Raw genomic sequence first — 25,772 nt, 5'->3', positions numbered from 1 at the left:
CGACGAGGCGACCGCGCTCTCGGCCGGGTACCGGCCGTGCGCGGTGTGCCTGCCCGCCCGCTACCGTGCCTTCATGGGGAGCCGGGATGAGACCGCGGTCGCCACTGATCCCCGTGGCCCGTGCGGTACGGCCGGCCCCGCACACCGCGGCCGAACTGGCCGCGCTCCTTGATCTGCTGCGCGTGCAGCGGCCCCGGATCGAGGCGGTCACGGTGGGGCACGGACGCGACCCCGCCTCGGTGGCCGCGGCCGGGGCGTTCGCCGACGCCTGGACCGGTATGGGCCTGCACGTGCTGGCGGTGGTGGACTGGCCGGAGGAGGCGGCCTCGTGGCTGCGTCAGGCCCGGCGCATGGTCGCGGGCGATCCCGACGCGTGGGTGGTGGCCGCGGGCGCGCCCGGCTGGGCGCAGATGAGCCGCCGCCTGCGGCACAGCACCGCCTGGCGGCCGGAACGGACCTTCGGGTTCGCCTCCGCCGCGCGCGGCGTGGCGGCGGCCGGACCCGGGACCCTGCTTGGCCTGCGCGGCGCGACCGCCGGCGGCGAGGTCTGGGAGGCCGGCCGTAACCTGGTCACCGTGCGGGAGAGGCGGTCGTGATGAGTTCGCCCAGGCAGATCGCGCCCGGCGCGGTCCACGTCCCCGGCTGGCTGTCCCTCGGCGAGCAGCGCGACCTCGTGACGGCGTGCCGGGCCTGGGCGACCGGACCGGTGCCGATGCGCCACACCGTGCTGCCCCGGGGCGGTGTCATGTCGGTGCAGACGGTGTGCGTCGGCTGGCACTGGCGGCCGTACCGGTACACCCGCACCGCGGGCGACGTGAACGGCGCCCGGGTGGCGGAGTTCCCCCGCTGGATGGTGGACCTCGGCCGCCGCGCGCTGGCCGCCGCCTACGGGGACCACGGCGGCTACACACCGGACACCGCCCTGATCAACTTCTACGACGCCGCCGCCAAGATGGGCATGCACCAGGACAAGGACGAGAAGTCCGGCGCCCCGGTGGTCTCGCTCAGCATCGGTGACACCTGCACCTTCCGCTTCGGCAACACCGAGAACAGGAGCAGGCCCTACAACGACCTCCTCCTGGCCTCGGGCGACCTGTTCGTGTTCGGCGGCCCGTCCAGGTACGCCTATCACGGCGTCCCCAAGGTCCACCCGGGCACCGCCGACCCGGCCACCGGGCTGGCCGGTGGCCGGTTGAACATCACGATGCGGGTGACCGGCCTGGCCGATCCGCTACGGGGTCACGGTGACGGGGATCTCGATGGTCGGTTGCCGTCCGCTGGCTGAGTGGACGAGGAGTTTTCCGGTGTGGGGTCCTGGGGATGCGGCGGTGACGGTGATGGTGGCCGATTGGTTTTGGAGGAGTCCGCCGGTGGCGGGGGAGACGCTGAGCCAGGCGTCCTCGGTGGTCACCTCATAGGGGGTGGGTGCGGTGCCGCTGTTGGTGAGCGTGATGGTGGCGCTGGTGGTGCCGTTCAGGGTCAGTGAAGTGGGTGCGGCGGTGACTTTCCCGGTGATGAGGGCGGCGTCGTTGGTGGTGACGTCGGTGGCGGGGACGGTGAGGTTCTGGGTGAGGGTGCCGTAGGTCTGCTTGGACACCTTCACTTGGTGGTTGCCCGCCCTGACCTGGCCGCCGTAGGTGCCGTCGGCGGCGGTGGTGAAGGTGGCCACGTGTGGGAATTCGACGGTCGCGCCCGCGAGGGGCTGGCCGTCGTTGGCGTCGGTGACCTTTCCGCGTACCACGCCGAAGTCCTTCGCGGTGAAGGTCAGGCTCTGCCCGTCGCGGATGGAGGGGGTGTCGAAGGAGTACTGGAGGGCGTCGGTGCCGTCGGCGTTCTCGATGCCGATGGTGGCGCTGCTGCCCTGTTCGACCGCCGGGCCGATGTCCTTGTAGCGATAGCTGATCGTGCCGTCCTCGCCGAGCAGCGCCGAGATGGAGCTGCGCAGCTCGTTCGCAGGCTGGGTGAAGGCGACGTTCCGCCATTCGATCACGAAGGATCGGTGGGGAGCGGTGCCCACTGTGCTGGTGTAGACACCGGATTGGTCGTCTATGAACAGCTCATCCCAGAAGGCGTAGACGGCCAAGTCGTTGTCTATATCCGGCAGGGGGCCGTTGTCCACGGAGTTGAAGGAGGGAACGAAGGAGACGAACCCATCTTCGGACACCCAGATGTCGGAGTAGGTCGTGCCGTAGAGCGGCACCGGGAACGGCAGCGCCAGCTTCGCTCCCTCCCCGATCGGGATGGTGATCTTCGTGGTACCCGCGACGTACGGCTCGGTGCCGACCGCGCAGGTGTGGCCGAAGTCGTCGGTACGCCTGGTCAGGTCGATGTTCTTGGTCATGTTCCCGGTCACGGTGATCTGCGTGGTGCCCGCGTTGACGCAGTTCGACGCACCGGCGATCTTCAGCGTGTGGGAGCCGTGCGGCACCTCGATCGAGTAGTGGCCGGTGGCGTCGGTGACGGTCTTGACCGGCGTCCCGGGCGATGTGATCGTCGCGTCCTTCTCCGGGGTGCCACCCGCGGTGACGGTCCCGGTGATCGTCGCGTGCGGCAGCCGGACCGGTGTCAGGTTCGCCGTCGTGGTCTGGCCGTCGGTGATGGTCACGGTCGATGTCGCGCTCTGGTAGCCGAACCTGGTCACGGCCACCTGGTAGTTGCCCGGAGGCAGGCGCGGCATGCTGTAGGCGCCGTCCGCGCCGCTGGCGGCCGTACGGCGGAGCGGCCCGGTGACCGTCACCTCCGCCCCGGACACGGGCGAGCCGTTCGAGGTCACGGTGCCGCTCAGCGTGCCGAGCGGGTCGTCCGGAGCCGCCTGGACCGCGGCGTAGGCGTCCAGGCGGCCCTCACCGTAGACGTTGTTGTCCGCGGCGGTCCCGCCGCAGCTCAGATCGGCCGTGTCGATCGCACCGCCGTCCAGCAGCGCCCGGGTGGCGGCGATGTCGCCGCGCAGCGAGGGCGCCGCCGACCAGAGCAGTGCCACCGTGCCCGCCACATGCGGGGATGCCTGCGAAGTGCCCTCCTCACTGCGGTACTCGCCGTTGGGCACCGATGACCGGACGTCGACCCCGGGGGCGGCGATGTTCGGCTTGATCTCACCGTTCTCGCCCGGGCCCCTACTGGAGAAGCCGGCGATCACGCCGTTCACGTCGAAGGCGCCGGCGCTGTAGGTGTCCACGTACCCCGGGGGAGTCGCCGTGTTGCCGCACACCGCGCCGTCGTTGCCGCTGCCGAACGTCGCGAAGATCCCAGCGGCGGCCCACGCGCTGGTGACGCCCTTGTACCAATCGTCGAACCTGTTCAGGCGCCAGGAGTTGTTGACGATGTCGGGGGCGAGGTCGGGCCGGGGGTTCTGGCCGTTCAGGTCGGTGGGCGCGACCAGCCACTGCCCCGCCCGGATGAGCTTGTCCGCCGGGCAGTTGGGATCACAGCCCTTGGCCGAGATCCACCTGACGCCGGGAGCGACGCCGATGCCGTTCGCACCGGCCATGATGCCGGTCACGTGGGTGCCGTGCGCGGTGGGGTCGCAGGGGGCGGGATCGAGGCAGCCCCGGTAGGTGTCGAACCAGTTGTAATTGTGATCCACGGAGCCGTCGGGGTGTCTGCCGCGATACTGGGCGGCGAGCGCGGGGTGCTCGAAGTCCACTCCGCTGTCGATGGTGGCGACGACGATGCCCTCGCCCCGGTCGCCCAGCTCGTCCCACACCTGCGGCGCCTTGATCCGGTCGATGTTCCACTCGACGGGATCGTCCGCGGTCGTGACCCTCGGCCGGGCCTTGCCCGTCCGGGGTTTCGGGACCTCGGCCCTGCCGATGGGCTCGATGGCGGCGACCTCGGGGAGTCCGGCGATCTCCCTGGCCAGGTCCGCGCCGGCGGTGACCTTGACGGTGTTGACGATCCAGAACGGCTCGTGTTCGGCTTTCCGTTCGGTCAGCAGTTTTCGCAGCCGGGCCTGGGATTTCGCGGCGTACGTGTTCTTGGCGTCGTAGACGGCTTTGCCCTTGGCCGCCTTGGTGGTGGCGGTGCGGGCGGCGGTGAGGTTCGCCTCGCCCTTGAGGCGGACGAAGAAGGCGGCCTTGCCGTCCTTCAGATCCGTGCGGACGGCGGCGGCGATCTTGCTGTTCTCGGGTTCGGCGTGTGCGGTGGCCTGGGGAACCATGAGGGTGACAACGGCGAGCAGTCCGGCCAGCGCCCCGGGGATCATCCGGGGACGGGTCCGATGCGGTGAGCGGTGGAACACGTGCTCTCCTTCGCGTGACACGGCTTCTCTATTCGGCGGCGGTGACGGTCACCGGAATCTCGATGGTCGGCTGTCGTCCGCTGGCTGAGTGGATGAGGAGTTTTCCGGTGTGGGGTCCTGGGGATGCGGCGGTGACGGTGATGGTGGCCGACTGGTTCTGCAGGAGTCCGCCGGTGGCGGGGGTGGCGGTGAGCCAGGCGTCCTCGGTGGTCACCTCGTACGGGGTGGGTGCGGTGCCGGTGTTGGTGAGGGTGATGGTGGCGCTGGTGGTGCCGTTCAGGGTGAGTGATGTGGGGGAGGCGGTGACCTTGCCGGTGATGAGGGCGGCGTCGTTGGTGGTGACGTCGGTCGCGGGGACGGTGACGCTCTGGGTGAGCGTGCCGTACTTGTCCTTGGAGACCTTCGCCTGGTGGGTTCCGGCGCGTACCTGGCCGCCGTAGGTGCCGTCGGCGGCGGTGGTGAAGGTGGCCACGTGTGGGAATTCGACGGTCGCGCCCGCGAGCGGTTGGCCGTCGTTGGCGTCGGTGACCTTTCCGCGTACCACGCCGTGGTCCTTGGCGGTGAAGGTCAGGCTCTGCCCGTCGCGGATGGAGGCGGTGTTGTAGGAGTACTGGAGGGCGTCGGTGCCGTCGGCGTTCTCGATGCCGATGGTGGCGCTGCTGCCCTGTTCGACCGCCGGGCCGATGTCCTTGTAGCGGTAGCTGATGGTGCCGTCCTCGCCGAGCAGCGCGGAGAACGACATGATCTCGAAGGTGTCCGCCGCCGGCCTGACGTCGCGCCATTCGATCACGAAGGATCGGTGCGGGGCCGTGCCCACGGTGGCGGTGTAGATCCCGGACTGCGTCTCCATCCTCAGGTCATCCCAGAAGGGATAGACGGCGAGGTCGGGTTCGAGCGGCCCGGGCAAGGGCTCGTTGTCGAACACCACGTCTCCGGCGAACGAGGCGAAGCCCAGGGTGGCCACCCAGATCCGGGACCTGGACTGTCCGTAGAACGGCACCGGGAACGGCAGCGCCACCTCCTGCCCTATCCCCGGGGTGACGGTGAGCGGCTCGGTGCCCGCCACGTAGGGCTCGGTGCCGCTGGTGCAGGTGTAGCCGAAGTCGTCCCGCTTCACCGGCAGGTCGAAGTTCTTCGTCAGGTTCCCGGCCACGGTGATGTCCGCGGTCGCGGTGCCGACGCACTGCGAGGCACCGGCGACGTCGAGCTGGTAGGAGCCGTGCGGGAGGGTCATCTGGTAGTGGCCCGAGGCGTCGGTGACGGCCTTGACCGGAGTGCCGGACGCGACGACCGTGGCGTCCTTCTCGGGGTCGCCGTCCGTGGTGATGGTGCCGCTGACCACCGCCACCGGCTTGAGGGTCAGCGTGACGTCGTGATCGGCGGTCTGGCCGTCGGCGATGGTGACGGTCGAGGTGGCGGGCACGTAGCCGAACTTGGACACGCTGACCTGGTACGTCCCGGCGGGCAGGCGGAGCAGTGCATAGCCGCCGCCGGCGCCCGTGCCGGCCGTACGGCCGACCGGCCCGGTGACCTTCACCTCCGCCCCGGACACGGGCGAGCCGTTCGCGGTCACGGTGCCGCCCAGGTCGCCGAGCGCGTCGTCGGGCACGGCCTGGACCGCGGCGTAGGCGTCCAGGCGGCCCTCGCCGTAGACGTTGTTGTTCCCGGCCGTTCCGCCGCAGGTCAGGTCCGCGGTGTCGATCGCGGTGCCGTCCAGCAGCGCCCGCGTGGCGGGCACGTCGCCACGCAGCGACGGCGCGGCCGACCACATCAGCGCGACCGTGGCGACCACGTGCGGGGTGGCCATCGAGGTGCCGCTCAGCATGCCGTACTCGCCCTCGGGCAACGACGAGCGGATGTTGACGCCGGGGGCGGCGATGTCGGGTTTCACCTCGCCGTTGTCACCGGGCCCCCGGGAGGAGTCGGTCCAGATGGCGTCGTTCACATCGACGGCTCCAACGGCGTAGCTGCTCGCGTACTTCGCGGTGCTGCTGGCGCTGTCGCACTCCGGACCGGTGTTGCCGTTGGCGAACACCGGGAAGATGCCCGCGTCGACCCACCTGTTGACCATGTCCTTGTAATAGGGGTCGGAGCCTTCCGAGCCCCAGGAGTTGTTGACGATGTCGGGGGCCAGTTCGGGGCGGGGGTTCTGGCCGTTCAGGTCGGTGGGGGCGAGCATCCACTCGCCCGCCAGGATCTTCCCGCTCGTCGAGTTGTTCGCGGCGGTGGCGATCCACTTGGCGCCGGGAGCGACCCCGATGCCGTTCTGGCCGGTGATGATGCCGGTCACGTGGGTGCCGTGCCCGGTGCGGTCGCACGGGGCGCTCTCGGGGCAGGTGCGGCCCGGGTCGAACCAGCTGTAGTCGTGGACCACCGAGCCGTCGGGCCGGTTGCCGCGGTACTGGCCCGCGAGGTCCGGGTGGTCGATGTCCACTCCGGTGTCGAGGACGCCGACGACGATGTCCTCGCCCCGGTCGTTCAGCTCGTCCCACACGCGCGGCGCGCCGATCCGGTCGATGTTCCACTCGACCGCGGCCGCCTTGGCCTGCGCCTTGGCCGGTTTCGGCCTGGGCTTTTGGGCCTCGTCCTTACGGACGGGATCGAGGGCGGCGACCTCGGGCAGCGCGGCGATCTCGTTCGCCAGCTTCGGATCGGCGGTCACCTCGATGGCGTTGACGATCCAGAACGGGGTGTGCTCGGCCTTGCGTTCGGTCAGCAGTTTTCGCAGCCCGGCCTGGGACCTGCCCGCGTGCGCGGTCAGGGCCCCGTGCACGGCCTTGGCCTTGGCGTCCTTGGTGGTGGCCCGGTGGGCGGCGCTGAGATCGGCCTTACCGCCGAGGCGGACGAGGAAGGTGGCCTTGCCGTCCTTCAAATCCGTGCGGACGGCGGCGGTGATCTTCTCGGCGCCCGGTTCGGCGTGCGCCGGAACCTGCGGCAGGAGGATGGGGAGAACGACCAGCAGCCCGACCAGCGCCCGGCTGAGGGTCCGGGGGCGGGGCCGACGTCGTAAGGGATCGGACACGTGCTTTCCCTTCGTACTGGGGAGGATCTTCATCCCGGCCGAAGGAAATGTATCCCAAAGCAATTGACTTTCCAGTTGTCCGCTCGTCTAAATAAGCGAAAAGCGACGGCGGCGATTCTGCTGAATTTGCTCACGACATGCGGCGGGCGCGGCCCGGAAGGACCGCGCCCGCCGGTGGAGTCCTTACGGTCGCGTCCGGCGCGGGACGGCCGGGGCGGTGAAGGTCAGGCTCCGGCCCTCGCTGATCACGCGGGCGTTGTAGGAGTATTCGAAGGCGTCGCTGCCGTCCTGGTTCTCCAGGCCGATCGTGGCGCTGAGACCCTGGTCGCGCCAGGCGTCGATGTCCTTGTAGCGGTAGCCGATCGTGCCGTCCTCACCGAGCAGTACCGAGAACGACAAACGCCGGTCATTGCCGTCGTTGAAGGTGACGTTCCGCCATTCGATGACGAACGAACGGTGCGGGGCCGTGCCCACCGTGGCGGTGTAGACGCCGGCCTGCGCGTCCACCCAGATGTTCTCCCAGAAGGGGTAGACGGCGAGGTTGGGCAGGCCCGGGTTGGGCAGCGGTTCGTTGTCGGGCACGTCGGGCTCGATGAACGAGGCGAATCCCCTGGCACTGACCCACAGATCCGAGCGGGCGGTGCCGTACAGCGGCACGGGGAACGGCAGGGTCAGCTCCTCCACCTGCTTGGTGTCGATCTGGGTGAGGCGCTGGGTGCCCGCGACGTACGGCTCGGTGCCGCTCGTGCAGGTGTACCCGAAGGTGTCGTGCCGCACCTGCAGGTCCACGTTCTTGGTCACGCTCCCGGCCACGGTGATCTGCTCGCTCGCGGTGCCCACGCAACGCGAGGAAGCGCTGACCTCCAGCCGGTAGGAGCCGTGCGGAAGGCCGAGCTGGTAGTGGCCCGCGGCGTCGGTGACCGCCTCGGCGGTCGTACCGGCCACCTTCACCGTGGCGCCCTTCTCGGGGACGCCCGCCACGCTGATCGTCCCGGAGACGGGGGCGTGCGGGCGCAGGGTCAGGGCGAGGTCGGCGGTGGTGGTCTGACCGGCGACGATGGTCACCGAGGTGGTCGTGGGGGAGTATCCGAACCGCGACGCGGTGACCTGGTAGGTGCCGGGAGGCAGGCGCCGGACGGAGTAGGCGCCCTGGCCGCCGGAGGCCGCCGTACGGCCGAGCGGGCCGGTGACCGTCACGTCGGCCTCGGTCACGGGCACGCCGATCGTCGACGTCACCGTCCCGGACAGCGTGCCGAGCGGGTCGTCGGGCGCGGCCTGGACGGCGGCGTACGCGTCCAGCCGGCCCTCCCCGTAGATGTTGTTGTCCTGGGAGGTCCCGCCGCACGTGGTGTCGTCGCCGTCGATGGCCGTGCTGTCGAGCAGCGCGCGGACGGCGGCGACGTCACCGCGCAGCGAGGGCGCGGCGGACAGCATCAGCACGACCGTCGCGGCCACGTGCGGAGACGCCATCGAGGTGCCGCTTATGGTCTTGTAGCCGCCTTCGGGGATCGAGGAGCGGATGCCGTCGCCCGGGGCGGAGATGTTGGGCTTGAGCTCGCCGTTCTCGCCTGCGCCGCGGCTGGAGAAGCTCGCCGCCGCGTTGTCCGCGCCGAACGCGCCGGAGGCGTAGCTCTCGGTGAACATCCCGGGGGAGTGGGCGGTGCCACAGGCCGGTCCGTCGTTGCCGATGGCGAACATCGGGAAGATCCCCGCGTCCACCCACGCGCTGACCATCGTCTCGTACGTGTCCTTGTACCCCTTGCCGCCCCAGGAGTTGTTGATGATGTCGGGGGCGAGGTCGGGCCGGGGGTTCTGGCCGTTCACGTCGGTCGGCGCGAGCATCCACTGACCGCCCGCGAGCAGCGCGCTCTCGTCGCAGCAGCCCCCGGCGGCGATCCATTTGGCGCCGGGCGCGACGCCGATGCCGCTCTTGCCGACGATGGTGCCGGTGACGTGCGTGCCGTGGTAGTGGGGGTCGCACGGGGCGGCGCTCGGGCACATCCCCTCGGGCGCCGTCCAGTTGTAGTCGTGGTCCATGTACCCGTCGGCCCTCGTGCCGCGGTACTGGCCCGCGAGGTCCGGGTGCTCGATGTCCACGCCGCTGTCCATGATGCCGACGACGACGCCCTCGCCCAGGTTCTTCAGGTCGGTCCACACCTGTGGCGCGCCGATGCGGTCGATGTTCCACTCGGCCGCGTCGATCTTCGCCCGGGCCTTGCCCGGCCGCGGCTTCGGCGGGTCGGCCTTCTCGATCGGCTCGATGGCGGTGACCTCGGGCAGCGCCGCGATCTCTGTCGCCAGTCCCGGATCGGCGGTCACCTTGACGATGTTGGCGATCCAGAACGGGGTGAACGCGGCCTTGCGTTCGGTCAGCAGTTTTCGCAGCCTGGCCTGGGACCTGTTCGCGTGCGCGGTCTTGGCCGCGTAAACCGCCCTGCCCTTGGCCTGCTTGGTGGCGGCCCTGCGGGCGGCCGAGACGTTCGCCTCACCGGCGAGGCGGACGAAGAAGGTCGCCTTGCCGTCCTTCAGATCGGTGGCGACCGCTTTGGCGATCTTGTCATCGCCTGGGGCGCGGTACGGCGCGGCGTGCGCCGCACCCTGGGGGAACAACAGGCCGGCCGCGGCCACCAGGCCGATGAGCAGCCGGACCGGGCTCCGGCGCGAGGCCGGGGACCGTAATTGACGGGACATCTGATCTCCTTCACGAGGTTATGATCTATATGTCCTCCGAAAACGTATTCTAGATTTCCTAGATCTTTTCATGCGTCATTTCAATATTCCTCTAACAGTGTGCAGCGGAATGTCAGAGGGTAACTGAAATGATTTGCTCAGATTCTGGCCGCCATGTCGAAGAACCGGCGTTCCAGCACGGTCGCGCGCCGGAAGGCGTCAAGGACGCGGGCCTGCTCGTCCGCCGGGAGCCCGGGGCCCAGCCGGTCCAGTTCGCCGCGCAGGAAGCCGACCCACGCCCGGAACTCGGGCCCTTCGTGCAACTGGATCCACTCCCGGTGCAAGAAGCCCTCCGGCAGCGGCTCCCGCGCCCGCGAGGCCCAGCCGAGGTAGCTCCACTCGGCCACGCACAGCACGGCCACGATCACCGGGTAGTCCTGACCGCTGCGCGCCTCGTCCATCAGCGCCCGGAACTCCGCGGTCACCGGCTCCGGCGCGGGCGCGGCGGCCGGGTCCTCGCCGAGGGCGGCGAGCGCCCGGTGGAAGTAGCCGCGCTCCTCGTCGGTGGCGATCTGGCCGAGGAACCGGCCGTAGGGCACCCGCGCCTCGAAGGAGCCGGCGGCGGCCACGGCCGCGCCGAGCAGCGCGGTGAAGGAGTCCACGAACTGGAAGTCCTGGACGAGGTAGCGCCGCATGTCGGCTTCGCCGCGGATGATGGCGGTGGCGAACGGATGCCCGACGACCGCGGACCAGTCGGGCTCACTGCTCGCGCGCAGCCATTCACTGAAGGTCGCGGTTTCCGGGCTTTCGCCATAGCGCGTCATGCGGGACTCCTGAATAGTGGACCATGGTAGGAATGCCCACGAAGGGTACATGGTTATGTGGGCTGTCAAGTGAACGCCGGAAGCGAGGAGCCACTGGTGGCGACTGTCGCGGTAACCGAGAAGAACTTCAACGAGATCGCCGATGAGGGCATCGTCCTGCTCGACTTCTGGGCCGATTGGTGCGGTCCGTGCCGCCAGTTCGGGCCGGTCTTCGAGAAGGCGTCGGAGAAGCACGGGGACATCACGTTCGGAAAGATCGACACCGACGCGGAGTCCGGCCTCGCCGAGGGCTTCGAGATCTCGTCGATCCCGACCATCATGGCGATCCGGGACGGGATCGTCGTCTACGCCCAGCCGGGCGCCCTGCCCGCCCCGGCCTTGGAAGACCTGATCGGCCAGGTCAAGGCGCTGGACATGGACGCCATCCGGGCGGAGCTCGCCGCCGAGCTGGACGGTGAGCAGAAGCAGCAGAGCTGACCGTAGCGCGAAGCGTGCGGAAGGGGAGCCGGTGGACGGCTCCCCTTCGCCGCGGTAGGGGCGGGTCGCCCGCTCAGGCCGAGCGGTACAGCTCGGCGACCCGGAAGGCCAGGTCCAGCGACTGCCCGCGGTTCAGCCGCGGGTCGCAGGCGGTCTCGTAGCGCAGCGCCAGGTCGTCCTCGACCACCTCGTGCCCGCCGCCGACGCACTCGGTCACGTCGTCGCCGGTGAACTCGATGTGGATGCCGCCGGGGTGGGTGCCCAGCGCCCTGTGCACCTCGAAGAACCCCGCGACCTCGTCGAGTACGTCGTCGAAGCGCCGGGTCTTGTGCCCGCTCGGGGCCTCGAAGGTGTTGCCGTGCATCGGGTCGCACACCCAGCCCACGACCGCGCCGCCCGCGGTGACCTTCTCCACCAGCGGGGGCAGCGTGTCCCTGATCTTCTTGGCGCCCATCCGCGTGATGAACGTCAGCCGGCCCGGCTCGTTGTCCGGGTTGAGGCGTTCGATCAGCGCGAGCGCGTCCTCGGCCGAGGTGGTCGGCCCGAGCTTGACGCCGATCGGGTTGCGGATGCGGCTGAAGAACTCCACGTGCGCACCGTCGAGGTGGCGGGTGCGCTCGCCGATCCAGACCATGTGCGCCGACACGTCGTACGGCAGGCCCGTGCGCGAGTCGATCCGGGTGAGCGCCCGATCGTAGTCGAGCAGCAGCGCCTCGTGCGAGGAGTAGAACTCGACCGTGTGGAACTCCTCCGGGTCGGCCCCGCAGGCGCGCATGAAGGCGAGCGCCTGGTCGATCTCCCTGGCCAGCCGCTCGTAGCGGCGACCGGCGGGGGAACCGGCCACGAAGTCCTGGTTCCAGGCGTGCACCTGGCGCAGGTCGGCGTACCCGCCCTTGGTGAAGGCGCGGCAGAGGTTGAGCGTCACCGCCGCCGAGTGGTAGGCCCGCAGCAGCCGCCACGGGTCGGGGGCGCGGGACTCGGGGGTGAAGTCGAAGCCGTTGACCATGTCGCCCCGGTAGGCGGGCAGCTCGACGCCCTCGCGCACCTCGGTGGGCTTGGAGCGGGGCTTGGCGAACTGCCCGGCCATCCGCCCGATCTTGACGATCGGGACCTTGCCCGCGTACGTGAGCACGATCGCCATCTGCAGCAGGGTCTTCAGCTTGTTGCGCACCGCGTCGGCGGTGGCGCCGGCGAAGGTCTCGGCGCAGTCACCGCCCTGCAGCACGAAGGCCTCGCCGCGGGCCACCGCGGCCAGCTCGGTCTTGAGCTGGTCGCACTCCCCCGCGAACACCAGGGGCGGAAGCCCGGCCAGCTCGGCCACGACCTTGTCGAGCTCGCCGCGGTCGGGCCAGTCGGGCTGCTGGGCCGCGGGCAGGTCTCGCCAGGAATCCAGATCGATCGATTCTGCGCTCACGGCATATCAGGCTATTGCACAGGACGGGGTCAACCAGCCAGATGTCCACACAATGAGAAAGCTCTTTGTACGCCGAAGCCCCGCTGTATACCCCACGGGACGAAACGGGTGGGTCAGCCGGGGACGAGAGTGGCGGAAGGGGCGGTGCCGTGGGGGCAGGCGGCGTTGGGGTAGTGGGCGTGGAAGCCGACGATGTGGCCGTGCCAGCTGCCGCGGATCTCGACGCGGACGGGGGTGTGGCCGCCCACGCAGTGGGCGGATCGGTAGCGGGCACGCAGGAGGGTCAGGTCGCCCTCGACGGCGCGCAGGTCGTCGCAGGCGCGGCGGGCCTCGGGGTGGGTGCCGCCGTCGGGGTCGCAGAATAGCGACCAGTGGCGGATGTCGCCGTCCGTGAGGTCGTGCCGGGTGACGCCCAGCATGGACTGGGGGACCTTGGCCTGTGCGGGGAAGGCGGCGGCGAGGGCGGCGGCGGCCACGGCCGCGGCCGAGAGGGTGACCACGCCGCGGACCGGCGGGCGAGCGGTTGACATGGGCCACCTCCTGGCGGTAATACTCACTGTCACTTTACCACTACGAGGAGTGTTCATGAAGCGTGTTCGCGGCTCGCCCCGGCAAGACCGAACGGCCCCGCGCCACGGGGTCACCGTGGCGCGGGGCCGTGGGGTTCCGGGGGTGGCCCGCCGCCGGGATCGGGGCGTGACCTGATGAGGCGAGGGTCAGGCGGCGTAGTCGGGGTAGCCGTAGCCGACCACCTGGCTGGTGGGCCGGGTCCGGACCTCGACCTTGCCGTTGCCGGTGTTGCCCTCGATGGTCTTGAGGGTTCCGTTGCCGTTGTCCTGGATGACGAAACCGACGTGGTCGATGTCGTCGAAGCGCTTGCCGCCGTTCCAGCCGAAGAACACGACCGCGCCCGGCTTGGGCGTGGTGCCCCAGCGCTGGTTGTCGTTGAACCACTTGGCGTGGGTCACGGTGTAGGCGTCCCATCCGACGGACGGACGGGCTCCGGCCTCCTCGCCGACCCAGGAGACGAACATCGCGCACCACGGCGCGTTGGCGTACGCGCTCACGCTGCCGCCGTCACGGGCGACCGTCTCCAGGGCGCGCGGCGACGCCATGTACCACTGATGGAACTTGGTGCCGCCACCGGCGGCGTTCTCGCTGATGCCGACCTGTGTGAGGGCCAGGTTGATGACGTCCTGCGCCTTCACGGCCTGCTGGGTCTGGGCGGTGGCCGCGGTGGTGTCGGTGGGGGTGTCGGCGTGCGCGGCCTGCACGCCGGTCAGGGCGCCGGCGAACACGGCGGTACCCAGCGCGGCGCCGAGCAGCCGGGTCTTTCCGGCATGGGCGATCCGATGAAGGAACAAAGGGGGACTCCTTGCTTCCATGCCGCCTACCGGGTTAGCTGACGGGTTCGGGCCTGGAAGTCGGCCCTACGGCTGGCCGCCCGTGGGCGGGCCTGCCGATTCACCCCATGGGAGAGGTTGGGTCCCCGGCTCCGCGTATCGCGGACTCGGCGGTTGCGCCCCGGCTGGAGGGGGTTCCTGCCGTGACTGGGCGCTATGCAGTTTGCAAAAGTCGCGGCAACGCTCTGACCTGCGACGCAGGGGGGCTCTGCCGCAAACTCCGTGAAAGGTAATACATGGTGACATACGAGGGCAAATCGGGCAAAGGTCCTACAGACGGAATCTTGTATTCCGGTGTTCACTGAGGCTTCCCGAGCCCGTAATCCCCCATGTCTAGGGTGATGACGTCGTGAACGGGTCATCACCCGGCGTGGAGGACGGTCGGCGGCGCCACGCGCGGGAGCAGGGGTCGGCCGTGGCCTGGGTGGAGTCACCGCTGCAGATGCTCTGCGCCGTGGAGGCCCACCATGCCGGCCTGCTCGGAAGCGGGACGCGCATCGTGCCGCGGGCCAAGCTGCCCGCTCTTGCCGCCACCCGACGTGAACTCAACCGCATGGGCCTACCTGCGCATTCCGTGATCGATTCAGCTCAGAGCGAAATGCCGCGGCCCTCGCGCGGTGGCACCTGGGTGGTGGGCGACGCCTTCTCCGGCAAGGTCCAGCTGCGCCTGGTCTCCGGTGCCGCGCGCCGCGTGGTGATCGTCGATGACGGCCTGGCCACCATCCGCCTGCTCGAACTCCTCAGCGGCCGCGCCCTGCCGCCCCTGCTGCGCGCCCGCCCGGTGCGCACCGGCCCGGTCCGCGGCCTGCTGCGCTCGGCCCTGGGCACGGCGGCGGGCCTGCGGCTGCGCCTGGCCGCCCGCCGGGGCAGGCTCTCGGTGTTCACCGCGCTGCCCGTGCCCGAGGAGCTGGCCGCCGCCGTACGCGCGACCGGCGCCGAACTGGTCACCCACGACTTCCCCTGGCTGCGCGCCCGGCCCGGCGAGGCCGCCCAGCCGGACGAGCGCACCATCGTGCTCGGCACCTCGCTGGTGCGCAACGGCCTGATCCACCGCGACCCCTACCTGTGCTGGCTGGCCGATCTGGCCGAACGCGCCCCCGTCGCCTACTTCCCGCACCGCCGCGAGGACCCCGCCGACCTCGACCTGGTCAGGGAGCAGCCGGGCGTCCACGTGTACGACGGCGGGGCCCCCGCCGAGATCACGCTGCGCGGGCTGTCGCGGGGACAGCGCGTGGTGAGCCTGCCGTCCACGGCCGTGACCTCGCTGCGGGTGCTGCTCTCCCCGCGCGGCGTGCCCGTGGAGACCGTTGATGTGCCCGACGAGTGGTGGACCGCCGACGCGGCGCCGTCCCTGCGCTCGCACCTGCAGATGTTCGCCCATCACGATCACGGCACTCACGACATTGGAGTCACATCTTGAAAGTCCTGGCGGTGGCCGACTCGGACTCGTATCTGAAGTGGGCCGCGTGCCTGCTCGACGGGCTCCCCCCAGGTGACGAGGCCCTGCTCACCCTGATCAGGACCCCGATCGCGCCCTCCTCCGGGCAGATCGCCGCGGCCGTCGCGGGGACCCGCGCCGCGGCCGGGGAGGCCCTGCCCGAGGTGCTCACCGCCCGGCGGCTGCGCCGGGCCGCCGAGCGGTTCGCCCCCGACGCGATACTGCTGGCCTGCACCGGCCCGGTGGTCGACGTGCTGGGCGCCGAGATCCTGGAGGGCCTGCGCCCCCGCCCGGTGTTCGTCTCCGGGCTGCCCGGCATCTCCGTGCCCGCCACCGAGAAGGCGTGGCGGTTCCGCAGCGGCTGCGACCTGTTCATCGTGCACAGCACCCGCGAGGTGCGCGAGTTCGCCGCGCTCGGCGCCGAACTCGGCGGCGGCGGCGCGGTCGGCCTGGCCAGGCTGCCCTTCCTCGGCCAGGGCACGGCCGGCCGGGCGTCCGGCCCCCGCGACCGCGTGGTGTTCGCGACCCAGGCCAAGGTGCCCAGGCGGCGCGAGGAGCGCGAGTCGATCCTGCTGGCCCTCGCCGAACTGGGGGAGCGGAGGCCCGACCTCGACGTGGTGGTCAAGCTCCGCGCCCGCGACACCGAACGCCAGACGCACAACGAGCGCTACCACTACGAGCGGCTGTGGATGGAACTGGCCGCCCAGGGCCGGGTACGCGGCGGGGCCGTGCGGTTCGCCGACGGGCCGATGCACGAGCACCTGTCCAGGGCGGCCGGGTTCGTCACGGTCAGCTCGACCGCGGCGCTGGAGGCCATCGCCGAGTCGGTGCCGCTGCTGGTCCTTTCGGACTTCGGGGTCAGCGCCGAGATGATCAACCTGGTGTTCGAGGACAGCGGGTGCCTGGGCGACCTCGACGAGCTGGCCAAGGGCGTCTTCCGCGAGCCGGACGCCCGGTGGTGCCAGGCCAACTACTTCCACGACCCGCGCGCCGCCGACTGGCATCCCCGGCTCTCCGCCCTGGCCGGCGACGCCCGCGCCGGGCGGCTCGTCCCGGCGCGGTCACTGCTGCAGGGCGCCGCCGACGTCGCCGCCCGCCGCCGGGCGCGGATGCGCGTGGAGGTGCCGCCCGGCATGCTGCGCGTGGGCTACCGCGCCAAGCGGCGGGTGCGCCGCTACCTCAAGTCCATCGGCTGACCAGCCGTGATCAGGGCAGTGTTCAAGGCAGTGTTCAAGGCAGGGCGCGGGCGAGCTTGCGGCGCAGCCGGGCGAGCGCGCCCGCGCCCTGCCGGGCCTCGGCCGGCGCCAGTTCCAGCGCCGAAAGGCGCTGCCGCTTGAAGTACGGCCCGGCGCCCGCCTCGGCCAGGTAGGCGGCGGCGGTGTCGCGCAGCCCCGGCAGGACCGTGCTCTGCATGCAGTAGCCGACGGAATGGATCAGCGGCGCGATCTGCGCTTCGGTGAACGCCGCGTCCAGCAGCGACCCGTCGGGCAGCAGCCGGGGCACCGTGGCGTCCACGATCGTGACCGGGACGCGGTTGCTGTTCTCGTACGGCGTCAGTCGTTCCAGCACCAGTTCGGTGCCCATGGTGGCGACCGGGGCACCGAAGTACCGCCTGGCGGTGAGCAGCGCCGTGGAGAAGCAGCCCACCACCAGCGACGGCTTCAGCGCCGCGACGCACACCTCCGCCGGGACCGACTCGCCCGCCACCGCCAGCCGTACGCCGAGGTCTTCCGCGACCTGCCGGAGCTGCTGGGCGTGCCTGCGCCCGGCCGCCGGGTGCGGCTTGAACACCACCTGCTCGTGCCCCCTGGCGGCCAGCGCGCGCAGCATCGACGCGTGCAGGTCCGCCTCCTCCTGGGCGGTCACGATGTCCAGGGCGGAGAGGTACTGGCCCAGGATGAGGGCGTCGCCCTCGACGTCGTCCGGGCAGTACTCGGCCACCTGGTCCACCACGGAGGTGAACGCCTCGCCGGGAAGGGCCTCGGCGGCCACGCCGTACTCGCTCAGCAGCAACGGCGAAAGCCCCGGCACCAGGTCGAGGTAGAGCAGCCGGGTCAGCCGGCCGGAGATCTCCAGCGGCAGCGGGTTGCGGGTCGGGCCGTAGCTCATCAGGCCGTCGGAGTAGACCGTGACCGGGCACTCGCGGATCAGGCCCGCGATGGTGCGGGCGGGCGGCACCGCCAGCGACTCCACCACCAGCTCGGCCGGGCCGTCGCCGAGCGACAGATGCGTGGCGATCAGCCGGCTGAGCATCGGGACCTCGATGACCCGCGCCTTCCAGTCCGACGGGTGCAGCGGGGAGACCAGCTCGTTCCACGACCACACCTCGTCGAAGCGGGCGTGCAGGGCGGCGAAGCCCGGCGTCTGGTCCAGCGGGGTCGAGATCTCCGGGATGGCCGCGTTGTTGGACACCAGCAGGATGCGCCGGTTGCCCTCGTGTTCGCCGAACCGCCCGGTGTCCATCGCGGCGGCCAGCGTCATCGCCCCGAACAGGGTCGAGGCGTAGAAGACCTGGATCATGCGTCCTCCGGTGCGGGCCGGTAACGGGACGGGGGAAGACGGGGCACCTCGGGGACCAGCGCGCGCAGCGCGTCCTCGCGTTCGCCCGTCAGATGGGACAGTGTCTGGGCGAGCAGGTCGGTGGGCAGCCGGCGCAGCGCGTCGGCCCCCCGCTCGACGAACCTGGCGCGCAGCTCGGGCGTGAAGCGGTCGAGCAGCTCCAGGTGGTGGGCGAGCAGCGCGCACATCATGCGCACTGCCTTGGGCAGGTACCGCGGCTCGTCGGCCAGATCCTTGAAGATCAGGTCGAAGGCGTCGAAGAAGTGCAACTGCCGCTCGTCGCCGACCTGGGTGAGCGACCCGGGCACCAGCCGCCGGTAGAACAGGCCGTGCAGCGACACCACCGAGAAGGACCGGGTGTGGCGGTGCAGCCGCCAGATCCACGGCCGGTCCTCGGCGGTGTGCAGGTGCCCGGGGAAGTGCAGCAGGTCGCCGAGCTCCCTGCGGTAGATCCCGGCCCACGCGTACGGGTAGTCCACCATGGTCTTGACGTCCGCCGGCATGATCCCGTCGCGGGGGTCGAGCACCACGCCCCGCCTGGCCTGCGGCGCCCGGTGGATCACCCGCTTGCGGCCCTCGGCCTGCACGTGGTCCACGCGCAGGAAGTCGCAGCCGAGGCCCTCGATGGCCGCCACCAGGTCGCTCAGGTAGCCGGGGGCGAGCCAGTCGTCCCCGTCCATGAACGAGACGTAGCGGCCGGAGGCCAGGGTCAACCCGAGGTTGCGCGCGTCGGCCAGGCCGACGGGGCTCGGGTTGCGCAGCACCGACATTCCGGGGAGCTCTCCCCGGAAGTCGTCGATGATGGCCCCCGTGCCGTCCACCGAGCCGTCATCGACCACGATGAACTCGAAATCCCGTCTGGCGTTCCTGGCCAGGGACGTGAGGGCATCGGCGATATACGCCTCCCCGTCGCGGATGGGCACGATGACAGAGAGGGTGATCAAGGCTGTCCTTCGTGGCGGTGGCCGGGGGGTTTCACACCGTGACGCGGCGCAGGCGGGCCTTGGGGGCCTCCTCACCGGGGAAGACGCGCTTGACGCCGTCTCCGAGCGCGGTCTCGATGATGCGGATGTCGCGGACCAGGTGCTCCAGGCCGACCGGCTCCAGCGAGGCGGCGTGGTCCGAGCCCCACATCGTGCGGTCCAGGGTGATGTGCCGCTCCACGGCCACCGCGCCCAGGGTCACCGCGGCCAGCGAGATCTGCAGCCCCCGCTCGTGGCCGGAGTAGCCGACCGGCACGCCGTACCGCTCGCGCAGGGTGACGATCGTGCGCAGGTTGGCCTCCTCCGGCGGGAGGGGGTAGGTGGAGGTGGAGTGCATCAGGATCAGCCGCGAGGTGCCGACCACCTCGACCGCCCGGTCGATCTCCGGCAGCGTGGACATCCCGGTGGACAGGATGATCGGCTTGCCGGTGGCGGCCAGCGCGCGCAGCAGCTCCAGGTCGGTCACGCAGGCCGAGGCCACCTTGTGGGTGACGACGTTCATGCTCTCCAGGAACTCCACCGAGGGCACATCCCACGGGGAGGCGAACCACTGCAGGCCGCGCTCCTCGCAGTACTTGGCGATCTGGGTGTACTCGTCGGCGCCGAACTCGGTCCTGAGCTTGTACTCCATGTACGTCATCTCGCCCCAGGGCGTCTGCCTGATCTGGTCGCGCTGCTCCAGCGGGACGCAGATCTCCGGGGTGCGCTTCTGGAACTTCACCGCCTGGCAGCCGGCATCGGCGGCCACGTCGATGAGCCTGCGGGCGATGTCGATGTCGCCGTTGTGGTTGATGCCGATCTCACCGATCATGTAGACCGGCCGGTCGGCGCCCACCGTGATGTCACCGATGAGCACCTCGGACGCCGAGCGGGCCCGCACGCTCGCGGCGGCCGGTACGGCGTCCAGGGTGGCGCCGGGCTGCGGACGCGCGGCCAGTACCCGGTCGCACAGCTCCCGTACGGCCCCCGCGCCCCCCGCGCGGGTGAGCACGATCCGGGCGGCGGCGCGGACCTGAGGGTGCGCGTCGGGCACCGCGACCGGCCAGCCCACCTCGCCCATCGCCCCCAGGTCGTTGACGTCGTTGCCGACGTAGGCCACGCGCGCCGGGTCCAGCCCCTCGATGGCCAGCCAGTCGCGCAGCACCGTCCGCTTGTCGGCCAGGCCCTGCAGGACCGGCAGGCCGAGCTTGCCGGCGCGGGCGGCGACCACCGGGTTGTGCTCGGTGGACATCACCAGGATCTTGACCCCGGCCCTGCGCAGCAGCGCGATGCCCATGCCGTCGGAACGGCTGACCGCGACCGTCTCACGGCCGTCCTGGTCGACGTAGGCGCGGTCGTCGGTGTGCACCCCGTCGAAGTCGGTGATCACCGCGTCCACGTCCAGCGGCTCGGGCACGTCCACGAACGGGGCCAGCGCGCGTACCAGCTCCAGGTCGGCCGGGCCGTCCACCTCGATGGCGTGACCGGGCTCGACCGGCTGCACGGCGACCGTGCCGAAGAAGCGGTGGCCGTGCTCGCGTAGCCCGGCCGTGCGCATCACGTAGAAGGCGCCGGTCTCGCGGTACTGCGCCTCGCGGTCCTGGCGGCGCGGACGCACGGCGGGGTCGTGGTTGATGCCCGCGCCGCCGGTGCTCCACAGGAACTCGTGGGTGGCGAGGCCGGAGAACACCGCGTCCGCCTCACCGGCGGCGACCTTGCCGATCGCGGCGTCGAGGTGGGCGGGGTCGATGAAGGCGCTGGTGCACTGGACCAGAACGACGATCTCCGGCTCCGGCTCCCCGGCGGCGGCGCGCTCGTCCAGCGCGTGCAGCACCGCCGACTCGCTGGAGGCGGTCGCGCCGGCCAGGTCGGCCGGCCGCTCGACGACCTGCGCCCCGGCCTCGCGCGCCACGTCTGCGATGCCCGCGTGGTCGGTGCTCACCACGACCTCGTCGATCAGCCCGGCCCGGACACAGGCGCGTACGGCGCGCGCGACCAGCGGCGTGCCGCCCACCTTCGCCAGGTTCTTGAGCGGTACGCCCGCAGAGCCGCCGCGGGCGGGGACAACGGCCAGTACTCGCAAAATGGACTCCTCGTGGAATGTGTTCGGCATGCCGGGAATGCTGCTGAGCCGGGGGTGCTCCGAAACTAGCCACGAGGGTGACCGGGCGGGGGTGTTGGAGCTGAACGCTCCGCATCGCCCTTGTTAACTTTCCGTGCCGGGCGTCCAGGGGGTTCGTGGTGCCGCGATCCGCCCCCGGACATGCTCACGCCCCGTCCACCCCCCGATGGGGCTGGTGCGGACGGGGCGTAAGCCGTACCGATCAGGTGGGAGCTACGAGGCTGCCCACAAGGCCGGCACGTTCGGCGGCTCCCATCCAGGCAGCGATGTGTGCGCCTGGAGGCACCGGTAGGAGACGCCCTGGTAGGTCACTACCTGGCCGGCGGTGTACGACTTCCACGCCTCCCATTCGGTCTCGGGGATGTCGCCACCCACGGTGAGGTTGAAGGAAGCGGAGTGGTCCGCGACCGTGCCGTCGGCGCTGAAGTTGATGAGGTGCGTACCCTGCGGGGTGCCGGACGTGGTCGTGATGTTCACGCTCGACGACCCGCCCGAGTTGATGGTGGCCGGGTTGAAGGTGACGGCCACGCCCGCCGGCAGGTTGCCGTGGGAGAGCGTGATCGACTGCGTGTTACCCGAGGTCACCGTGGTGCGCAGGCTGATGGTGACCGGGTCGCCGGCCTTCACGGTGGCCGAGGGCGGGTCCGCGGCGATCGAGTAGTCGTCCGGCAACTGGGGGCCGCTGCCGACCGCCAGGGCCCAGAGGGCGACCGCGATGCCGTCGGTGTTGCGGTCGAGGGCCGTGGTGTTGATGTTGCCGGGGTAGCTGTCGCAAGCGGAGTGGTAGCAGCGGTCGAACGCCTGGCCCGCGGTGCCGCCCCACTTCGTGGCCTGCGCCTGGGACTTCACGCTCGACGCGCCGGTGAACAGTCCGCCGACGGTCACGCCGGCGTTCTTGAACGGAGCATGGTCGCTGCGGCCGTCGCCTTCGGTCTCACGCTCGGTCTGGACGCCGAGGCTGGCGAAGTAGTCGTTGAACAGCTTCTGCAGCGCCGTGTCGTCGTCGTAGACGAAGTAGCCCGGGTTCGGAGAGGCGATCATGTCGAAGTTGAGGTAGGCCTCGACTCCGGATGCCCCACCGTTCTGCACGTAGTAGGTCGAACCGCGCATGCCCGCCTCTTCAGCGCCCCACCAGGCGAAGCGGGCGTGCTTCTTCATGGTCGGGTTCTTGCCGGCCAGCGCGAGCGCGACCTCCAGCAGGCCGGAGGAGCCGCTGCCGTTGTCGTTGATGCCCGGGCCCGCGCTGACGCTGTCCAGGTGCGCGCCCAGCATGATCGTCTGGTTGGTCGGTCCGCCCGGCCAGTCGGCGATCAGGTTCTGGTGCTGCCCGCCGCCGTAGGTGAAGTTCTGGATGCGGGTCTCGTACCCGGCCGCGTCCAGCTTGCCCTTGATGTAGTTCAGCGAGCCGGTGTAGCCGCCGCTGCCGGAGACCCGGTTGCCACCGTTCTGCTGGGCGATCGACTGGAGCTGGTTCAGGTGGGCCTGCACGTTGGCGACCGGGATGTCCGGGGGCACGTTGTCGTCGGGCTTCTTGCCCACGGTCAGCGCGTAGCCGGCGTTCTTGTCCACGTCGGCGCCGTCGGCGACGAACTGGAGGTTGAACGTGCCGGCAGGGGTGCTGCTCGTGGTGGTCAGTGTGAGCGTCGAGTTCTGGCCGGCGGTGATGGTCGCCGGGTTGAAGGTGGCGGTCGCGCCTGCGGGCAGGCCGGTCGGCTGGCGCAGGTTGATCGACTGCGCGCTGCCCCGGGTGACCGCGGTGGTCACCGTGGTGGTGACCTGCCCGCCGCCGGCCGGAATGGTGCCGGCCGCGGGATTCACGCTCACCGAGAAGTCGTTACCGCCGGTGTCGGTACAGGTCGGGTCGTTGGTCGCCGGGACGTCCACGGCCGTCCAGGCCGCCTGGGTCGCACGGAACTCGGCGCAACTGCCGTTGAACAGCGACTTGGCGGCGTTCAGCGTGGCGACGCGGGCCTTGGCGTGGGTCCAGGGCGCGGTCTTGGCGTTGAGGCCGCCCATGAAGATCTGGCCGGCCTTCTGGACGCCGATGCCGGTCAGGGTGGAGGGGCCGCTGCAGACGGTGCTGGCGGGCTTGCCGGGCGGGTTGGTGCCCTCGGCCAGCAGGTAGAACCAGTGGTTCTGCGGTCCGGCCGCCGCGTGCACCTCGGTCCTCGGGATCTGCGAGGAGTAGCAGTTCGGGTCGCCGAGGGCGTTCGGGTTGTACATGTTGCGGATCGGGCCGCGGCCGACCAGGTCGATCTCTTCGCCGACCAGGTAGTCGGGCTCGTCGTAGGTCGCCGGGTGGTTCACGTAGTGCTCGGTCAGGGCGCCGAAGATGTCACCGGTGGACTCGTTCAGGCCGCCGGTCTCGTTGCCCGAGCCGGAGCCGCCGCTGCCGGAGAACTGGAAGATGCCGTGACCGTACTCGTGGGCCACGACGTCCATCGCGGTGGCCTGCTTGGTGCTCGCCTGGTTACGGCCGAAGTTGGTGTAGCTGCCGTTCCAGAAGGCGTTGGCCTGGTTGAGGCCCACCCGCGCGGGGAAGCCGCCGCCGGAGCCGTTGAACCCGTTGCGGTTCAACCACTGGCGGAGCATGTCCCATTCCTTCTGGGCCGCGAACAGCGCGTCTACGCAGGCGGTCTCAAGGTCGGTGCCCCGGCCGTTGCCCCAGTTGTCGTCGTTGCCGGTGAACGCGCTGCCGTTCTGCCCGCCACAGCGCACGCCGGAGCGGGTGGTGTCGGTCATCGTGTACGAGCTGCCGGAGCCCGACGTCTGGATCTGCACCGGGTTGCCGTTGTAGAAGCTGTTGCCGGTGCCCGCGCGGACGTCGTCCCAGGAGTCGACGATCTTGCCGTTGACGGCGTCGACGTACACGTGCTTGACGCTCGGGCCGTCCTTGGTGGCGCCGGTGACGACGAGCTCCCACGCGAGCCGCGGCGTCTTGGTCGCCGCGTGCACCGCGAGGGTGGGGGTGCTCACCGTCTCGACCTTGGTCAGCAGCTTGCGCGCGGTGAGGGCCGCCTTGTCGGCGGTGACGCGCGGAGTGGTGGTCACCGACGCTTCGGTGCGCTGGCCGGTGGTCACGTCATGGACGGTCTGACCCGAGGCGTCGGTGGTGACGATCACTTCACCGCCGTACACCGGCAGGCCCTGGTGCAGCCGCTTGTAGGTCAGGTACTGCACGCCGTTGGTGCCGCTGATGGCCCGTTCCAGTTGCAGGTCATCACTCTTGGCGAGCTTCAGCTCGTCGGCATGCGTGATGAGCGCGCTCTGCGCGCTGGAAAGGGCCTTGACGCGCTGCTCCGGGTTCGGAGGCGCGACGTTGCCCGGTGCCCGCTGCGCTTCCTGAGCCGCGGTAAGGGCACGATCGCTCTGCGTGACGTCCGACGCCCATGTCGGCGCGGACACAGACGACAGGGTCAAGGCGGCTGCCGAGAGAACGGCGACACCGCCAAGCCTGAGCTTGGGTTTCACATGGCTCCTTGGGGGGTGAGAAGGAGCCCGGCCGGGTGCGAGTTAGGCTCGCACCCGGCGCAGGGAAGTAGTAACCCCACAGGTTTCCATAACGTGGCGCTATGTCACGTGATCGTTATAACGCAGGGTTATGGCACTGAAAGGGCGGCATTGTGGGCGGGCTGCGGCAGCGGCCCATGGCGCTTGAGCCAGGAGGCGTAGATGGGCGCGTTCAGGGCGTCCGCCCAGTACGCCTGGGTGACGCTGCGCACCAGGTCGGCCGCGAAACCCGCCATCGGGCCGTGCTCGGTCCAGCCGAGCACGTGCCGGTGGCGCAGCGGCGTGCCGGCCACCGGGCGGATGACGATGCCCGGCGACTCCCTGCTGGTGGCCTGGAACATGCCCACGCAGCGCCCGGCCCCGATCATCCCGAGGGCCACGCTGGTGTGCAGCGAGTACGAGACCACCGGGGAGAAGCCCTTGACCGCGCACGCGGCCAGGAAGTGCTCGCGGTGGCCGTTCTCCACCACCGCGGGCAGCGTCCACTCCTCGTCGGCCAGGTCGGCCAGTTCCACCTCCTCCCGCGCGGCGAGCGGGTGCGAGGCGGTCAGCCCGACGAACATGGGCTCCACCGCGATCACCGAGTAGGCCACGCCGGGCCGCGGCGCCAGTTCGTGCCCCGGATAGTCCGGCAGCACGGCCAGTTCCAGCCGCTCGGACTCCAGCAACTCCGGCAGGACGTCCACGGCCTCCTCGGTCCGCATCGCGACCCGCGTGCCCCCCGCCAGGCGGTGCAGGCACTCTGAGACGTGGATGGCCAGCCGGGTCGGCGCGCAGCCCACCCGGATCAGGGTCTGACCGGTGTATCGGCGGCCGTCCCGCTGGAGTTCGTCGAACGCGGGGAGTATCGAGCGCGAGCGGAGGAGCACCCAGGCGCCGAGCGGCGTCGGGCGGGCCCCCTCCCTTCCGCGCTCGAAGAGCGGGCCGCCGAACATCCGCTCGATCCTGCGTAACTGTGCCGCCAGGGCGGGCTGGGACGTGCGCAGATGGACCGCGGCCTTGGAGATGCTTCCGCAGTCGGCTATCGCACAGATCGCACGTAGGTGCCGTACTTCTAAGTCCACGTTGTCAGGTTAATAGTAAAGAACCTTTTCATTAAGGCCCAATTCGCGGGCGCGTGCGGGCCGTACATGA

Annotated in this window: 17 protein-coding genes and 1 riboswitch; of the genes, 5 read left to right on the top strand and 12 right to left on the bottom strand. The window is 70.6% G+C overall.

Annotation, left to right across the window (positions count from 1 at the left end):
* Positions 1-86 precede the first annotated feature (86 nt).
* Together DP939_RS17020 and DP939_RS17015 are read left to right on the top strand one after the other, a co-directional pair.
* The gene (locus DP939_RS17020; protein WP_113981685.1) at positions 87-596 is read left to right on the top strand and encodes a hypothetical protein; all 510 of its coding nucleotides are present in this window, start codon (positions 87-89) and stop codon (positions 594-596) included.
* A complete protein-coding gene (locus tag DP939_RS17015; RefSeq protein ID WP_113981684.1) occupies positions 596-1,285 on the top strand; it encodes an alpha-ketoglutarate-dependent dioxygenase AlkB family protein in 690 nt (229 codons plus the stop codon). The genes DP939_RS17020 and DP939_RS17015 overlap by 1 nt, the downstream gene beginning before the upstream one ends.
* Here DP939_RS17015 and DP939_RS17010 read toward each other — a convergent pair.
* The 4 genes from DP939_RS17010 to DP939_RS16995 form a co-directional block, all read right to left on the bottom strand.
* Complete coding sequence (locus DP939_RS17010) at positions 1,232-4,237, bottom strand: S8 family serine peptidase (protein ID WP_113981683.1); 3,006 nt, start codon at positions 4,235-4,237, stop codon at positions 1,232-1,234. The two genes, DP939_RS17015 and DP939_RS17010, sit on opposite strands and share 54 nt — an antisense overlap.
* Positions 4,238-4,265: 28 nt before the next feature.
* Positions 4,266-7,259: a S8 family serine peptidase gene (locus DP939_RS17005; RefSeq protein ID WP_225878302.1), complete on the bottom strand. Its 2,994-nt coding sequence runs from the start codon at positions 7,257-7,259 to the stop codon at positions 4,266-4,268.
* Between the two features lie 183 nt (positions 7,260-7,442).
* Positions 7,443-9,950: a S8 family serine peptidase gene (locus DP939_RS17000; protein ID WP_113981681.1), complete on the bottom strand. Its 2,508-nt coding sequence runs from the start codon at positions 9,948-9,950 to the stop codon at positions 7,443-7,445.
* A gap of 137 nt (positions 9,951-10,087) precedes the next feature.
* Complete coding sequence (locus tag DP939_RS16995; protein ID WP_113981680.1) at positions 10,088-10,753, bottom strand: TenA family protein; 666 nt, start codon at positions 10,751-10,753, stop codon at positions 10,088-10,090.
* A 96-nt stretch (positions 10,754-10,849) separates the two neighbouring features.
* On the opposite strand from DP939_RS16995, the gene trxA reads away from it, so the two are divergent.
* Positions 10,850-11,230: a thioredoxin gene (gene trxA, locus DP939_RS16990; RefSeq protein ID WP_113981874.1), complete on the top strand. Its 381-nt coding sequence runs from the start codon at positions 10,850-10,852 to the stop codon at positions 11,228-11,230.
* Positions 11,231-11,303: 73 nt separating this feature from the next.
* On the opposite strand, the gene DP939_RS16985 is transcribed toward trxA, so the two are convergent.
* The 3 genes from DP939_RS16985 to DP939_RS16975 all read right to left on the bottom strand — a co-directional run bounded on the left by DP939_RS16985 (position 11,304) and on the right by DP939_RS16975 (position 14,008).
* Complete coding sequence (locus tag DP939_RS16985) at positions 11,304-12,644, bottom strand: class II 3-deoxy-7-phosphoheptulonate synthase (protein WP_199565209.1); 1,341 nt, start codon at positions 12,642-12,644, stop codon at positions 11,304-11,306.
* Between the two features lie 113 nt (positions 12,645-12,757).
* Positions 12,758-13,174, bottom strand: a complete 417-nt coding sequence (locus DP939_RS16980) for an SSI family serine proteinase inhibitor (RefSeq protein ID WP_147268026.1) — start codon at positions 13,172-13,174, stop codon at positions 12,758-12,760.
* Between the two features lie 186 nt (positions 13,175-13,360).
* Positions 13,361-14,008: a CHAP domain-containing protein gene (locus DP939_RS16975; protein ID WP_225878301.1), complete on the bottom strand. Its 648-nt coding sequence runs from the start codon at positions 14,006-14,008 to the stop codon at positions 13,361-13,363.
* A gap of 8 nt (positions 14,009-14,016) precedes the next feature.
* A riboswitch (cyclic di-AMP (ydaO/yuaA leader) is annotated at positions 14,017-14,170 on the bottom strand.
* Between the two features lie 226 nt (positions 14,171-14,396).
* On the opposite strand from DP939_RS16975, the gene DP939_RS16970 reads away from it, so the two are divergent.
* Positions 14,397-15,467 (top strand): hypothetical protein, encoded by a 1,071-nt coding sequence (locus tag DP939_RS16970; protein ID WP_113981677.1) that lies wholly within the window; start codon positions 14,397-14,399, stop codon positions 15,465-15,467.
* Entirely contained in the window at positions 15,464-16,681 is a 1,218-nt protein-coding gene (locus tag DP939_RS16965) for a DUF6716 putative glycosyltransferase (RefSeq protein ID WP_113981676.1), read from the top strand. The genes DP939_RS16970 and DP939_RS16965 overlap by 4 nt, the downstream gene beginning before the upstream one ends.
* A gap of 34 nt (positions 16,682-16,715) precedes the next feature.
* On the opposite strand, the gene DP939_RS16960 is transcribed toward DP939_RS16965, so the two are convergent.
* From DP939_RS16960 to DP939_RS16940, 5 genes are all read right to left on the bottom strand, one after another.
* Complete coding sequence (locus DP939_RS16960) at positions 16,716-18,005, bottom strand: alpha-2,8-polysialyltransferase family protein (protein ID WP_113981675.1); 1,290 nt, start codon at positions 18,003-18,005, stop codon at positions 16,716-16,718.
* Positions 18,002-18,988 carry a glycosyltransferase family 2 protein gene (locus DP939_RS16955; protein WP_113981674.1) on the bottom strand — a complete coding sequence of 329 codons (987 nt, stop codon included), beginning with the start codon at positions 18,986-18,988 and terminating at the stop codon, positions 18,002-18,004. The genes DP939_RS16960 and DP939_RS16955 overlap by 4 nt, the downstream gene beginning before the upstream one ends.
* Before the next feature lie 31 nt (positions 18,989-19,019).
* Positions 19,020-21,119, bottom strand: a complete 2,100-nt coding sequence (locus DP939_RS16950) for an N-acetylneuraminate synthase family protein (protein ID WP_113981673.1) — start codon at positions 21,117-21,119, stop codon at positions 19,020-19,022.
* Between the two features lie 222 nt (positions 21,120-21,341).
* Positions 21,342-24,533, bottom strand: coding sequence for a M28 family peptidase (locus tag DP939_RS16945; RefSeq protein ID WP_225878300.1), 3,192 nt, complete (start codon positions 24,531-24,533; stop codon positions 21,342-21,344).
* A gap of 194 nt (positions 24,534-24,727) precedes the next feature.
* Positions 24,728-25,702, bottom strand: a complete 975-nt coding sequence (locus DP939_RS16940) for a LysR family transcriptional regulator (RefSeq protein WP_113981671.1) — start codon at positions 25,700-25,702, stop codon at positions 24,728-24,730.
* Between the last annotated feature and the right edge of the window lie 70 nt (positions 25,703-25,772).

The sequence above is a fragment of the Spongiactinospora rosea genome (assembly GCF_003315795.1).
Lineage (GTDB): Bacteria > Actinomycetota > Actinomycetes > Streptosporangiales > Streptosporangiaceae > Spongiactinospora > Spongiactinospora rosea.
The sequence above is the reverse complement of the archived record's forward strand: the minus strand, read 5'-3'. Positions and strand labels throughout refer to the sequence as shown.

What these genes read in the sequence shown, in the direction of transcription:
- DP939_RS16960 (WP_113981675.1), bottom strand. Translation starts at nt 18,005, where the DNA reads ATGATCCAGGTCTTCTACGCCTCGACCCTGTTCGGGGCGATGACGCTG.
- DP939_RS17000 (WP_113981681.1), bottom strand. Translation starts at nt 9,950, where the DNA reads ATGTCCCGTCAATTACGGTCCCCGGCCTCGCGCCGGAGCCCGGTCCGG.
- DP939_RS16995 (WP_113981680.1), bottom strand. Translation starts at nt 10,753, where the DNA reads ATGACGCGCTATGGCGAAAGCCCGGAAACCGCGACCTTCAGTGAATGG.
- DP939_RS16980 (WP_147268026.1), bottom strand. Translation starts at nt 13,174, where the DNA reads ATGTCAACCGCTCGCCCGCCGGTCCGCGGCGTGGTCACCCTCTCGGCC.
- DP939_RS16950 (WP_113981673.1), bottom strand. Translation starts at nt 21,119, where the DNA reads ATGCCGAACACATTCCACGAGGAGTCCATTTTGCGAGTACTGGCCGTT.
- DP939_RS17015 (WP_113981684.1), top strand. Translation starts at nt 596, where the DNA reads ATGAGTTCGCCCAGGCAGATCGCGCCCGGCGCGGTCCACGTCCCCGGC.
- DP939_RS17020 (WP_113981685.1), top strand. Translation starts at nt 87, where the DNA reads ATGAGACCGCGGTCGCCACTGATCCCCGTGGCCCGTGCGGTACGGCCG.